Genomic DNA, 12,639 nt, shown 5'->3' on the forward strand with positions numbered 1-12,639 from the left:
GCACATACACAACACTCATAACGGAGCCGTGATGGCAGGAAACACAATTGGGCAACTCTTTCGCGTAACCACTTTCGGTGAATCACACGGGCTGGCGCTCGGTTGTATTGTCGATGGTGTTCCGCCGGGCATTTCTCTGACAGAAGCTGACCTGCAGCACGATCTCGACAGACGCCGTCCGGGCACATCGCGCTACACTACGCAGCGTCGTGAGCCGGATCAGGTGAAAATCCTCTCCGGTGTGTTCGAGGGCGTTACCACCGGCACCAGCATTGGCCTGTTGATCGAAAATACCGATCAGCGTTCACAGGATTACGGCGCGATTAAGGACGTTTTTCGTCCAGGACACGCCGACTATACCTATGAGCAGAAATATGGCCTGCGTGACTACCGTGGCGGCGGACGCTCATCCGCACGTGAAACGGCGATGCGCGTTGCGGCCGGAGCGATTGCCAAAAAATATCTGGCGGAAAAGTTCGGCGTTGAAATTCGCGGCTGTCTGACGCAGATGGGTGATATTCCGCTGGAGATCAAAGACTGGTCCCAGGTGGAACTTAACCCGTTCTTTTGTCCAGATCCGGATAAACTCGAGGCGCTGGACGAACTGATGCGTGGGCTGAAGAAAGAGGGCGACTCCATCGGAGCGAAGGTGACCGTGGTTGCAAGCGGCGTACCAGCGGGTCTCGGCGAACCTGTATTTGACCGCCTGGATGCTGATATCGCTCACGCGCTGATGAGCATTAACGCCGTTAAAGGTGTTGAGATTGGCGACGGTTTTGACGTTGTTGCACTGCGCGGCAGCCAGAACCGTGATGAAATCACCAAAGAAGGTTTCCAGAGTAATCATGCGGGCGGCATTCTTGGTGGGATCAGCAGTGGGCAACAAATCATTGCTCATATGGCGCTGAAACCGACCTCCAGTATTACCGTTCCAGGGCGCACTATTAATCGCTTTGGTGAAGAAGTCGAAATGATCACCAAAGGTCGTCACGATCCGTGTGTTGGGATCCGCGCCGTGCCAATCGCCGAAGCGATGCTGGCAATCGTGTTGATGGATCACCTGCTGCGTCAGCGGGCGCAAAATGCGGACGTGAAGACCGATATTCCACGCTGGTAAGAGATGAAAAAAACGGCACTTGCGGCGCTGGCTCTGTTTGCCAGCACCGCCTGTCTGGCGGCGACGCCCTGGCAGAAAATTACCCATCCGGTTGCAGGCAGCGCGCAGTCTATCGGCGCGTTCTCCAATGGCTGTATTGTTGGCGCAGATACGCTGCCTGTACAGTCAGAACACTATCAGGTGATGCGCACCGATCAGCGCCGTTACTTTGGCCATCCGGATCTGGTGATGTTTATCCAGCGTCTGAGTAATCAGGCCAACAATCTGGGGCTGGGTACGGTGTTAATCGGCGATATGGGCATGCCGGCCGGTGGGCGATTCAATGGCGGTCACGCCAGCCACCAGACGGGACTGGATGTAGATATTTTCCTGCAATTGCCGAAAACCCGCTGGACTCAGTCGCAACTGCTGCGGCCGCAGGCGTTAGATCTGGTCTCACAGGATGGCAAACGTGTCGTGCCGTCACTCTGGAAGCCGGAGATTTTCAGCCTTATCAGGCTGGCGGCAAAAGATAATGAAGTCACGCGTATTTTCGTGAATCCGGCGATTAAGCAGCAACTTTGTCTGGATGCAGGGACCGACAGGGACTGGTTGCGTAAAGTGCGGCCATGGTTCCAGCATCGTGCGCATATGCACGTACGGTTGCGTTGTCCTGCCGACAGTCTTGAGTGCGAAGATCAACCGTTACCACCACCGGGTGACGGCTGCGGCGCGGAGCTGCAAAGCTGGTTCGAACCTCCGAAACCTGGAACCACCAAGCCTGAGAAGAAGACACCGCCGCCGTTGCCGCCTTCCTGCCAGGCGCTACTGGACGAGCATGTACTCTAATGGATCATTTCGCCTCTCTGTTTATGGTGTCGCCACTGCTGTTAGGTGTGCTTTTTTTCGTGGCGATGCTGGCAGGTTTTATTGATTCTCTGGCCGGAGGCGGTGGTTTACTCACTATCCCGGCATTGATGGCGGCCGGGATGCCACCCGCGCAAGCGCTGGCCACCAATAAGCTACAGGCCTGCGGAGGATCTATCTCTTCCTCCCTCTATTTTATTCGCCGGGGCGTGGTTAATCTGGCGGATCAGAAGCTCAATATCTTCATGACTTTTATCGGCTCAATGAGCGGCGCGCTGTTGGTTCAGCACGTGCAGTCAGATATTCTGCGCCAGATCCTGCCGGTTCTGGTTATCTGTATTGGCCTTTACTTTCTGTTGATGCCGAAAGTGGGGGAGGAGGACCGACAGCGTCGGTTGCATGGGTTGCCTTTCGCGCTGGTGGCCGGGGGCTGCGTCGGCTTTTACGATGGCTTTTTTGGTCCGGCTGCGGGGTCGTTCTACGCGCTGGCCTTTGTCATGCTGTGCGGCTACAACCTGGCGAAATCGACGGCCCACGCCAAAGTATTAAATGCCACATCGAATATCGGCGGGCTGTTGCTGTTTGCCCTCGGCGGCAAAGTGATTTGGGCGACCGGATTTGTGATGCTCATTGGCCAGTTTATTGGCGCACGGATGGGTTCACGGCTGGTGCTCAGTAAAGGACAAAAACTCATTCGGCCAATGATCGTCATTGTCTCCGCCGTGATGAGCGCCAAGCTACTTTATGATAATCATGGACAGGAGATTCTCCACTGGCTGGGGATGAACTAATGAATAATACCCATCACTACGAACAGTTAATTGAGATTTTTAACGGCTGCTTTGCCGATGAATTTAATACCCGTCTGATTAAAGGCGATGACGAACCGATCTATCTTCCTGCGGATGCGGAATTACCGTATCACCGTATCGTTTTTGCGCATGGCTATTACGCCAGCGCGTTACACGAAATTTCACACTGGTGCATCGCCGGTAAGGCGCGGCGTGAACTGGTCGACTTCGGTTACTGGTACTGTCCGGATGGACGCGACGCGAAGACGCAATGCCAGTTTGAAGATGTGGAAGTGAAGCCGCAGGCGTTTGACTGGCTGTTTTGCATGGCGGCGGGCTACCCGTTTAACGTCAGTTGCGACAACCTTGAAGGGGACTTTGAACCGGATCGCGTGGTATTCCAGCGCCGTGTCCATGCTCAGGTGATGGAGTACCTGGAAAAGGGGATCCCTGAACGTCCGGCGCGCTTCATTAACGCGTTACAGAATTATTATCACACGCCTGAACTTAAGGCGGAACTATTCCCGTGGCCCGAAGCGCTCAACTGAAGTCGCTGCCACGTTTACAATGAGGAAAGAAGATGATCGCGGAGTTTGAATCACGCATTCTGGCATTAATCGACGATATGGTAGAGCACGCCAGCGATGATGAGTTGTTTGCCAGTGGCTATTTGCGTGGACACCTGACGCTGGCCGTGGCCGAACTGGACGCTGGCGAGGACCATTCCGCTGAGGCATTGTACGCCAATGTGACCAGCAGCCTGGAAAAAGCCATCAGCGCAGGCGAACTATCGCCGCGTGACCAGGCGTTAGTGAAAGAAATGTGGGACACTCTGTTCCAGAAGGCTACTGCACAATAATTGCGGTAAATTGTGCCGGATGGCGACGCTCTGGTGTCTTATCCGGCCTACCTTGTTGGGGTGTTTGTAGGCCTGATAAGCGTAGCGTCATCAGGCCATCCTTTTATTTCACCGCTTTACCCTTCAATAACTTCCTGACCCACAGACGATTTGGATTTAGCGCCGCCAGCGTGCTGGCATCCATGGGAATCGGTTCATTGCTCATTTGCGAAGCCAGAATTTCTGCACACAGCGGGGCAGTACACAGCCCGCGCGATCCCAGCGCGCCCAGCATAAATAAATCGGAATAAACCGGCGCGCTTACGGCGTGCTCTTTGTCTGCAGCAAGTGTGGTGTACTGGCTGAGCGTGGCGTCATAGTCCGCGACGTTGCCGACCATTGGCATGTGATCGCGCGTGGCGCAGCGCACCCCGCAGCGGGCGGCATTGTCACTAACGTCTACCTCTTTTGCCCACATAGCGTTCGGGAAGCAGTCGATTAAGCGTTGACGGTTTTGTTGCTGATCGTCCTCGCGATACGCTGTCTCTTCACTCCCACGATGATAGCTGGCGCCAATGCAGTGCTGCTGATTTTGCGGGTTGTGCGGCGTGAGGTAGCCGTCATAGCACAGCACCTGACGTAACGCTGAAAGTGCAGGTGTGGTGGGAATATGACTCACCTGACCGCCCACGGAGTACACCGGTAGCGGCTGCGTTTGCTCAAAGCCGCTAATGCGATGACCGTTAGCCAGAACGACTGCTGCGTGAGAGGCGGTTTCTCCACTGGAAAACTGCAATTGCCAGTTTGCTGTCTGGCGAGTCAGTGAGGACAGCGTATGGTGGTAGCGGGTGCGTAATCCCAGGGTTGTTGCATAGTCCAGTACCGCGGCGGTTAACTGCGCCGGGTACAGCCATCCTCCGGCCGGATACTGAATCCCGCCGCATCCGGTTTCCACCCCTGTCGTTTGTAAAACCTGCTGTGCGTCAACCCCGACGGCGAGCGCAGCGGGCAGTTCAAGGGACAGCATCTGGGTGATTTTTTGCTGGCTTTTTTCATCCCACGCGAGTTGCGTCACGCCGCACCAGTCATGCGCGAACTCAACGGGGAGGACGTCATACAGTCGACGGGCGAAGGTAAACGCAGTGGGGAAAAAGAGATTAATGGCTGCGTCATGTTTGCTAAGTAGGGGGTAGAGCGCCCCCTGGCGATTACCGGATGCGCCCCCGGCAGGTTTATCGTCGGCGCAATATAGTGTGACCTGCCAGCCGCGGCGCAATAACGCCAGTGACAGCAATGCGCTGGCAATTCCTCCACCAATAATAGCGGCTTCGCGCTTATCTGTTCCCGTACGCGCAAACCATGGCGCCGAGGACGTGAGCGCCTGAGTCTGTTCCATCACGCCACAGAGCATTTCGCGTTTGCGCCCAAAGCCTTTGCATTTTTGCATTGTAAATCCGGCTTCCTGCAACCCCCGACGTACAAAGCCTGCCGATGTAAAGGTTGCCAGCGTCCCGCCGGGACGAGCCAGTCGAGCCATCGCGTTAAACAGCGTTGGCGTCCACATATCCGGGTTTTTTGCCGGTGCGAAACCGTCCAGGAACCAGGCGTCCACCTTTTGATTCAGAGAGTCATCCAGCGTACTGGTCAGTTCGTTTATATCGCCAAACCACAGATCCAGCGTGACGCGCCCATCATCAAGCAGCAGGCGATGACATCCCGCCAGCGGCAGCGGCCATTGTTCTTGCAGTGCCGTGGCCCACGGGGCAAGTTCTGGCCAGTGCTGGTGGGCTAAGGTGAGATCTTCACGCGTCAGCGGATATTTTTCAAAGCTGATGAAATGTAATCTTTCCAGGGTAGCTTCAGGGTGGGTATCGCGAAAATCGGCAAATGCCTGCCAGAGCGTGAGGAAGTTAAGTCCGGTGCCAAACCCGCTTTCTGCCACCACGAAGAGAGGACGTGAATGCGCAGGGAATCGTTGTGCGAGATGGTTACCGCCGAGAAAGACGTAACGTGTCTCTTCCAGCCCGTTATCATTAGAAAAATAGACATCGTCAAAATCTCGGGAAACAGGTGTACCCTCAGCGTTGAATTCAAGGTTGGCAGGTTGTATAGCGTATTGTTTCACGTAAGTTACTCGTCTGACAGGCTGTGCCCCGATCTTAGCGATGAGTGCCTGGCTGCGCAAATTTCCACATAAAATGGCTGATCGGACTTGTTCGGCGTACAAGTGTACGCTATTGTGCCACTCGAAACTTTAAAATAGTGCGACTTACAGAGGTATTGAATGAAACGTGCAGTGATTACTGGCTTGGGCATCGTTTCCAGCATCGGTAATAACCAGCAGGAAGTCCTGGCATCTCTGCGTGAAGGACGTTCAGGGATCACTTTCTCTCAGGAGCTGAAGGACTCCGGCATGCGTAGCCACGTTTGGGGCAACGTAAAACTGGATACCACTGGCCTCATTGACCGCAAAGTAGTGCGCTTCATGAGCGACGCATCCGTCTATGCATTCCTATCAATGGAGCAGGCAGTGGCTGATGCCGGCCTGGCTGCAGAAGATTACCAGAACAACCCGCGCGTTGGCCTGATTGCAGGTTCCGGCGGCGGCTCCCCACGTTTTCAGGTGTTCGGCGCTGACGCAATGCGTAGCCCACGTGGTCTGAAAGCGGTTGGCCCGTATGTGGTCACCAAAGCGATGGCGTCCGGCGTTTCTGCCTGCCTCGCAACGCCGTTCAAAATCCACGGCGTAAACTACTCCATCAGTTCTGCCTGTGCGACATCTGCGCACTGTATCGGCAACGCGGTAGAACAAATTCAGTTGGGCAAACAGGATATCGTTTTTGCTGGCGGCGGCGAAGAGCTGTGCTGGGAAATGGCGTGTGAATTCGATGCAATGGGCGCGTTGTCTACCAAATACAACGACGATCCGTCAAAAGCTTCCCGTACCTATGACGCAAACCGCGACGGTTTCGTTATTGCTGGCGGCGGCGGTATGGTCGTGGTTGAAGAACTGGAGCACGCTCTGGCACGTGGCGCGCACATCTATGCGGAAATCGTCGGTTACGGCGCAACGTCCGATGGCGCAGACATGGTTGCTCCGTCTGGCGAAGGCGCAGTACGTTGCATGCAGATGGCGATGCACGGTGTAGACACGCCGATCGACTACCTGAACTCTCACGGTACCTCAACTCCGGTAGGCGACGTGAAAGAACTGGGCGCAATCCGCGAAGTGTTTGGCAACAACAGCCCGGCAATCTCCGCAACCAAAGCGATGACAGGTCATTCACTGGGCGCGGCTGGCGTGCAGGAAGCTATCTACTCTCTGCTGATGCTGGAACATGGCTTTATCGCGCCAAGCATCAACATTGAAGAGCTGGATGAGCAGGCGGCAGGTCTGAACATCGTGACCAAACCGACCGAGCAGGCGCTGACCACCGTGATGTCCAACAGCTTCGGCTTTGGCGGCACCAACGCTACGCTGGTTATGCGTAAGCTGAAGGCGTAAGTCTAAGATTGAATACGAAAAAAGGGAGCCGACAGGCTCCCTTTTTACCGTGTTTACTTCGGCATTTTTTCGTATTCCGGCGCGATCTCAGCGGACCATGCTCTGGCTCGCGTAATCTCTCCGGCATTGTAAATGGGCTGCTCGTAATGACGACCCGCGTCCCGGACACGATAAATTTTCCACCGTCCTTCCTCCCAACGGGTATATACCTCCAGTTGAATAGGGGCTGACTCAGTGCCTAACTGCAGGTTCAGTTTTTCACCGCCGAGGAATGGCTGCGCCTGTCCAACCCGCAACAGCGGGATCCATGCCGGTGCGTAATCCTGCACATACATAAAGTAGTCCGCTTGCACGATCTCCTGCTCATAAAGCGTATCAATTAGCGCCAGACGCCCGATAACCTCTTTGGCGACATAGCGTTGCAGTAATGCTGATGTTTCGCGGGGCGCATCCGGATCCTGAGTGTAGTTCTTCATCCACGAAAGATAGAACTGTTTCACATCCTGCGTACTGTCACGGTGAGAAGGGGTACAGCCACAAATCAGCAGGATGAGAACAATCAGTGGAAAGGCTTTCATTACTTCTTCCTGTAAATGGTGTATGACGGCTTTGCGGTCCGATAACCTGGACCGGCCCACATGTCTCGCTGTTTGAAGTCGGAATACCAGTCATGACCGTCATATATCGCCATGTGACCGCTCGGGTTTCCATTAGCATAAGGTTGAATGATGATGACATCCCCTTCGCGCGGCTCTTCAAGCGCGCCAATGGCGCTGAAACCGGCGTTTTTCAGCATCGGACCATAATCTTTGGCATGGTAAGTGCGCCCAAGAGTAACGCCGCCTGCCTGAACAGCTTTGCGGGTATATTCCGCACAGCGCCCTTGTGAATGTGAACTCGCGTGCGATTTGGCGTAATTGACCGCCACCTTTTTATCCCAACTCATAACGACTCCTGTTAATAACATACGTAATAGCAATTACGTGATGCTTTAACAGTATTTACGCAATTGGAAATGGCAAATAGTGCTATTAATATTCTCAATATATTAAGCTGGGATATTTATTAATTTATATGCTCGATAAATTACGAGTGATCTATTTAATATTCAGTATTACTTGTTTTATCCTCTGGCTGCTGGCGTGGATAGCGTGACGGCCAAATCACGTCTGGCGAGGTTTCGAGCGCCTGCGCAATGATCTGTTCCGCTCTGGGCCAGCTTCGGGTAAATACATTGCGCAGTGAATCGGGTGATAATCCAGCCGCACGAGAAAGATCTCTGAGCGTGATTCCTTTTTTTTCCAGTGCACTTTTAATATCTGCACGATGCCAGTCTTGGCTTTTGTGTTCCATTCTGTAATCCTAAGGAAATGTGTTATCGGCGCCGATATTTTTCAGGGTATAAACCAGAGAAACAAAAGAATGTAACTTTCTTTTTTGTCACTGGAATATTGCCAGAATAAAACTGAAATTTCGCGCAAAAGAAAAAATATTTTTTATTCCACAGGCAGAAAGGAAAGAAACTAATGGCAAAAGAGTGGTTCACGGTAAAGGAATGTCTTGAATTGCCGGGGTTTCCAGGAAGCGCGCCTGCGGTTCGTTCCCGTTTAAACATGTACAGTGAAGGCAAAGAGGGCGTGAAGCGCAAACGTGTTAAATCAAAGGCTGAGGAGTTCCATATCTCCATTTTCCCTTTGTATGTCCGTCCTTACCTGAAAGAAACTGAAAAGGTGTTGGCCTTAGAGAGCCGTTGCGTACAGGAAGCGGAACCGAAAGAGATCTGGGATATGATGTTCAGACTGCTGACGCCGGGGCAGCGCAAGCAGGTGACCGGACTGTTTGGCACAAAAGGAATTGATGCTGTATTTCCTTTTTTATTCGACGAAAAGTCGTCTTTACCGTGAACCAACCTGGTGAGATTTCAGGGTTGACAAATTTAGTGGCTCACAGGCAGACTTCGCACTCAACATTATCTATCTGATAATGCGTAAGCGTTTAACGTTATCCAACGCACCTTAATCCTGAAAGTCAGGTAGAGGGGGCGTGGACATTCCTCGCCTTACTCTGCATTTTGGAGTAACGCATGACAGCTGTAACCCAACAAGAAAAAACACCTTCGGCGAACTTTTCGCTGTTTCGTATCGCTTTTGCAGTTTTCCTGACCTATATGACGGTCGGTCTACCTTTGCCCGTTATTCCTCTGTTTGTGCATCAGGAGCTGGGCTATGGCAACACCATGGTTGGTATCGCCGTAGGCGTACAGTTTCTGGCAACGGTATTAACGCGCGGCTACGCCGGGCGCTTAGCTGATCAATATGGCGCCAAACGTTCGGCGCTACAGGGGATGTTTGCCTGTGGGTTGGCGGGCGCGGCGTGGCTGTTAGCCGCGTTATTGCCTGTTTCTGTCCCTGTAAAATTTGCATTGTTAATCGTCGGGCGTTTGATCCTCGGTTTTGGCGAAAGCCAACTGCTCACCGGAACGCTGACCTGGGGGCTTGGGCTGGTCGGTCCAACACGCTCGGGTAAGGTGATGTCGTGGAACGGGATGGCGATTTACGGTGCGCTGGCCGCCGGTGCACCGCTGGGCTTGCTGATCCATAGCCACTTTGGCTTTGCGGCGCTGGCGGGAACGACAATGGTATTACCGCTGCTGGCATGGGCATTCAACGGCACCGTTCGCAAAGTGCCTGCTCATGCAGGAGAACGCCCTTCGTTATGGAGCGTGGTAGGGCTTATCTGGAAACCGGGCCTGGGCCTGGCGCTGCAGGGCGTTGGCTTTGCGGTGATCGGTACGTTTATTTCACTCTATTTTGTCAGCAACGGCTGGACGATGGCGGGGTTCACCCTGACCGCGTTTGGCGGGGCGTTTGTGCTGATGCGCATTCTGTTTGGCTGGATGCCGGATCGGTTCGGAGGCGTGAAGGTAGCCGTTGTCTCCTTACTGGTTGAAACCGCGGGGCTGATTCTGCTGTGGCAGGCCCCATCCGCATGGATTGCGCTGCTCGGGGCGGCATTAACCGGGGCAGGGTGTTCGCTTATCTTCCCGGCATTGGGCGTAGAGGTTGTGAAGCGAGTGCCCGCGCAGGTTCGCGGTACGGCGCTGGGCGGTTACGCCGCGTTTCAGGATATCTCCTACGGCATAAGCGGCCCGGTCGCCGGGGTGCTGGCCACCGCGTACGGTTATCCCTCGGTATTCCTTGCCGGAGCGATATCCGCCGTGGTGGGGATTGTCGTGACGCTGCTTACGCTGCGCAAAGGTTAAGCGACCAGCCAGAAAATGGCTAATGCGATCATTAACGCGACAAACAGCAGTCCCGGTCGTGCCGACAGAGATTTAACCGTTTCAATCATCGGCGCGAACGGGCTGTAAATAGGTTGAAGATGGCGCGGATCGTTTAGCTCGCGTTCCCGTTCTACGCGGCGCAGGAAGATTTGATTCAGCAAGTCCTGCACCTGCACCGTGGTTAGAATCGTTTGTGGTTGGATCTGATACGTCTGCTGCGCGTACTCTTTTATTGCCGTCAGCTCATTCGGCTCTAATGGCAGCTTCAGCGCTGCCTGGAGCGTTTGTAGCGTCGGGGCGCTTTGCAGGCTGAGCGTCTGGCGCGCCTGCAGCCAGGTGACCAGATGAGTAAACTGTTTGGCGGGGATCAGCTCACCGCTTTTTACGCCAGACAGCTCTAACATTGACTGCCAGATCATCTTACCTGACTCTCCCGTGGCCGCCGCCAGTTTGGTAACCAACTGGTTCAGCGTATTGTGCTCTGCGGGTAATAACGGACGATCGGTGGCCGGGCGCTGTTGCGGTTGCGGTATAGAAAGCTGCCCTTGTTGCAGCAGCGTGAGCACGTTCTTCAATTGCTCAGGCGTGAGCTGGCTGAGCGCCGTTTGCCCATACTGCTGACGGATAAAATCACTTACCGCCTGGCGGTTATTTCCCTGACTCAGTAATTCAGTGAGCTGTGAGAGAACCTGACGATTAGCATGATTTTGCTGAGCAACACCCAGCCGCTGATTCAGGTTTTGCTCCGCGGCAGGAAAGTGACGTGATTGCAGCGGCGTATCACTTTTGACGCCCAGATCGTGCTTCATTCCGGCCCACACCTCGGCGCTTTGCTGTTGGGTGAGTGAAATCAGACGGGTAATCAGTCGTTCCAGCACGGTACGTTGTTGTGTGGATAACGGTTGTTCACCCGCAGCAGAAGGGGCATTTTGGCCTTCGCCGGGAGGGCGTGCGGGTGTACCTGAAATGGGCTGCATCATCTCTGTTCCTTAAATCTGTGCTGACCAGGTCTCGCAGTATGCCTGGCGGCGAGATTATGGCACACTTGCCCGGTTAACTCTCGTTCTCAAACAGGTGCGAAAGACGTGAAAATCCTCGTTGATGAAAATATGCCCTATGCCCGCGAACTGTTCAGTCGTTTGGGGGAGGTCAAAGCGGTTCCCGGTCGCCCGATTCCCGTTGCCGAACTGGATGATGCGGATGCCTTAATGGTGCGCTCGGTGACGAAAGTAAATGAATCACTGCTTAGCGGAAAACCGGTTCAATTTGTCGGCACGGCAACCGCAGGCACGGACCATGTGGATGAAGCCTGGCTTGCGCAGTCGAAGATCGGCTTTTCCGCAGCGCCCGGCTGTAACGCGATTGCGGTCGTAGAATATGTTTTTTCAGCGTTGCTGATGCTGGCGGAGCGCGACGGGTTTGCGTTACGCGATCGTACTGTAGGCATCGTAGGCGTGGGCAATGTGGGCGGACGTTTGCAGGCACGTCTGGAAGCACTGGGGATCCGCACGCTGCTGTGCGATCCGCCGCGAGCCGATCGCGGTGACGAGGGAGATTTTCGCTCGCTGGACGAACTGGTAGAGCAAGCCGATGTGTTGACTTTCCATACGCCGTTGTTTAAAGACGGACCGTACAAAACGCTGCACCTGGCAGATGATGCGCTGATTAGCCGGCTTAAGCCGGGCACCATTGTGATCAACGCCTGCCGCGGGCCAGTCATCGACAATACGGCATTGCTGAACCGATTGAATGCCGGGCAGTCGCTGAGCGTCGTGCTGGATGTCTGGGAAGGGGAGCCGGATCTCAATGTGGCATTGCTTGAGAAAGCCGATATCGGCACGGCGCACATTGCCGGGTATACCCTGGAAGGAAAAGCGCGCGGCACCACGCAGGTCTTTGAGGCTTTTAGCAAGTTTATTGGTCGCGAACAACACGTTGCGCTCAATACCCTGTTACCTGCGCCGGAATTTGGTCGTATCACTCTGCATGGCCCGTTAGATCAGCCAACGCTGAAAAGGCTGGTGCATTTAGTGTATGATGTGCGCCGCGATGATGCGCCGCTGCGTAAAGTCGCTGGAATTCCGGGTGAGTTTGATAAGCTGCGTAAAAATTATCTTGAGCGCCGTGAATGGTCGTCTTTATACGTGATGTGTGACGACGCAACGGCTGCTGCCTTGCTGTGTAAGCTGGGTTTTAACGCTGTTTATCACCCGGCACATTAATGTCTTCTTAATGCTCCCTGTCGAATAATGCGACAGG

The 12,639-nt window shown here is 54.2% G+C and carries 14 protein-coding genes; 9 read left to right on the forward strand and 5 right to left on the reverse strand.

Annotation, left to right across the window (positions count from 1 at the left end; all coding sequences use genetic code 11):
* The first annotated feature begins 31 nt into the window (after positions 1-31).
* The 5 genes from aroC to KQJ19_RS05120 are packed head-to-tail and all read left to right on the forward strand — an operon-like array spanning position 32 to position 3,613.
* Positions 32-1,117 carry a chorismate synthase gene (gene aroC / locus KQJ19_RS05100; protein ID WP_003028170.1) on the forward strand — a complete coding sequence of 362 codons (1,086 nt, stop codon included), beginning with the start codon at positions 32-34 and terminating at the stop codon, positions 1,115-1,117.
* Positions 1,118-1,120: 3 nt separating this feature from the next.
* Positions 1,121-1,945 (forward strand): penicillin-insensitive murein endopeptidase, encoded by an 825-nt coding sequence (mepA, locus tag KQJ19_RS05105; protein WP_016153875.1) that lies wholly within the window; start codon positions 1,121-1,123, stop codon positions 1,943-1,945.
* Positions 1,945-2,754, forward strand: coding sequence for a sulfite exporter TauE/SafE family protein (locus KQJ19_RS05110; RefSeq protein ID WP_016153874.1), 810 nt, complete (start codon positions 1,945-1,947; stop codon positions 2,752-2,754). The genes mepA and KQJ19_RS05110 overlap by 1 nt, the downstream gene beginning before the upstream one ends.
* Entirely contained in the window at positions 2,754-3,302 is a 549-nt protein-coding gene (locus tag KQJ19_RS05115; protein WP_047358771.1) for an elongation factor P hydroxylase, read from the forward strand. The genes KQJ19_RS05110 and KQJ19_RS05115 overlap by 1 nt, the downstream gene beginning before the upstream one ends.
* Before the next feature lie 32 nt (positions 3,303-3,334).
* Entirely contained in the window at positions 3,335-3,613 is a 279-nt protein-coding gene (locus tag KQJ19_RS05120; protein WP_016157057.1) for a YfcL family protein, read from the forward strand.
* A 103-nt stretch (positions 3,614-3,716) separates the two neighbouring features.
* On the opposite strand, the gene mnmC is transcribed toward KQJ19_RS05120, so the two are convergent.
* Positions 3,717-5,717 carry a bifunctional tRNA (5-methylaminomethyl-2-thiouridine)(34)-methyltransferase MnmD/FAD-dependent 5-carboxymethylaminomethyl-2-thiouridine(34) oxidoreductase MnmC gene (gene mnmC / locus KQJ19_RS05125; RefSeq protein ID WP_216403401.1) on the reverse strand — a complete coding sequence of 667 codons (2,001 nt, stop codon included), beginning with the start codon at positions 5,715-5,717 and terminating at the stop codon, positions 3,717-3,719.
* A gap of 159 nt (positions 5,718-5,876) precedes the next feature.
* Here mnmC and fabB point away from each other — a divergent pair, with 159 nt between their 5' ends.
* Entirely contained in the window at positions 5,877-7,097 is a 1,221-nt protein-coding gene (fabB, locus tag KQJ19_RS05130; RefSeq protein ID WP_200049336.1) for a beta-ketoacyl-ACP synthase I, read from the forward strand.
* Between the two features lie 53 nt (positions 7,098-7,150).
* Here fabB and KQJ19_RS05135 read toward each other — a convergent pair whose 3' ends face one another.
* The 3 genes from KQJ19_RS05135 to KQJ19_RS05145 form a co-directional block, all read right to left on the reverse strand.
* Positions 7,151-7,675 (reverse strand): YbjP/YqhG family protein, encoded by a 525-nt coding sequence (locus KQJ19_RS05135; protein ID WP_047358791.1) that lies wholly within the window; start codon positions 7,673-7,675, stop codon positions 7,151-7,153.
* Positions 7,675-8,043 (reverse strand): NlpC/P60 family protein, encoded by a 369-nt coding sequence (locus KQJ19_RS05140; protein ID WP_016153868.1) that lies wholly within the window; start codon positions 8,041-8,043, stop codon positions 7,675-7,677. The genes KQJ19_RS05135 and KQJ19_RS05140 overlap by 1 nt, the downstream gene beginning before the upstream one ends.
* A gap of 155 nt (positions 8,044-8,198) precedes the next feature.
* On the reverse strand, positions 8,199-8,450 hold the full coding sequence (locus tag KQJ19_RS05145) for a helix-turn-helix domain-containing protein (protein WP_016153867.1): 252 nt from the start codon (positions 8,448-8,450) through the stop codon (positions 8,199-8,201).
* A 173-nt stretch (positions 8,451-8,623) separates the two neighbouring features.
* On the opposite strand from KQJ19_RS05145, the gene KQJ19_RS05150 reads away from it, so the two are divergent.
* Entirely contained in the window at positions 8,624-9,001 is a 378-nt protein-coding gene (locus tag KQJ19_RS05150; RefSeq protein WP_047500873.1) for a hypothetical protein, read from the forward strand.
* 179 nt (positions 9,002-9,180) lie between these two features.
* Positions 9,181-10,359, forward strand: coding sequence for an MFS transporter (locus KQJ19_RS05155; RefSeq protein WP_016153865.1), 1,179 nt, complete (start codon positions 9,181-9,183; stop codon positions 10,357-10,359).
* On the opposite strand, the gene flk is transcribed toward KQJ19_RS05155, so the two are convergent.
* The gene (gene flk, locus KQJ19_RS05160; protein WP_016153864.1) at positions 10,356-11,357 is read right to left on the reverse strand and encodes a flagella biosynthesis regulator Flk; all 1,002 of its coding nucleotides are present in this window, start codon (positions 11,355-11,357) and stop codon (positions 10,356-10,358) included. The genes KQJ19_RS05155 and flk overlap by 4 nt on opposite strands.
* Positions 11,358-11,465: 108 nt before the next feature.
* Here flk and pdxB point away from each other — a divergent pair, with 108 nt between their 5' ends.
* Positions 11,466-12,602: a 4-phosphoerythronate dehydrogenase PdxB gene (gene pdxB / locus KQJ19_RS05165; protein ID WP_016153863.1), complete on the forward strand. Its 1,137-nt coding sequence runs from the start codon at positions 11,466-11,468 to the stop codon at positions 12,600-12,602.
* Positions 12,603-12,639: the final 37 nt, after the last annotated feature.

Source organism: Citrobacter sp. S46_ASV_140, assembly GCF_018919545.1.
Lineage (GTDB): Bacteria > Pseudomonadota > Gammaproteobacteria > Enterobacterales > Enterobacteriaceae > Citrobacter > Citrobacter braakii.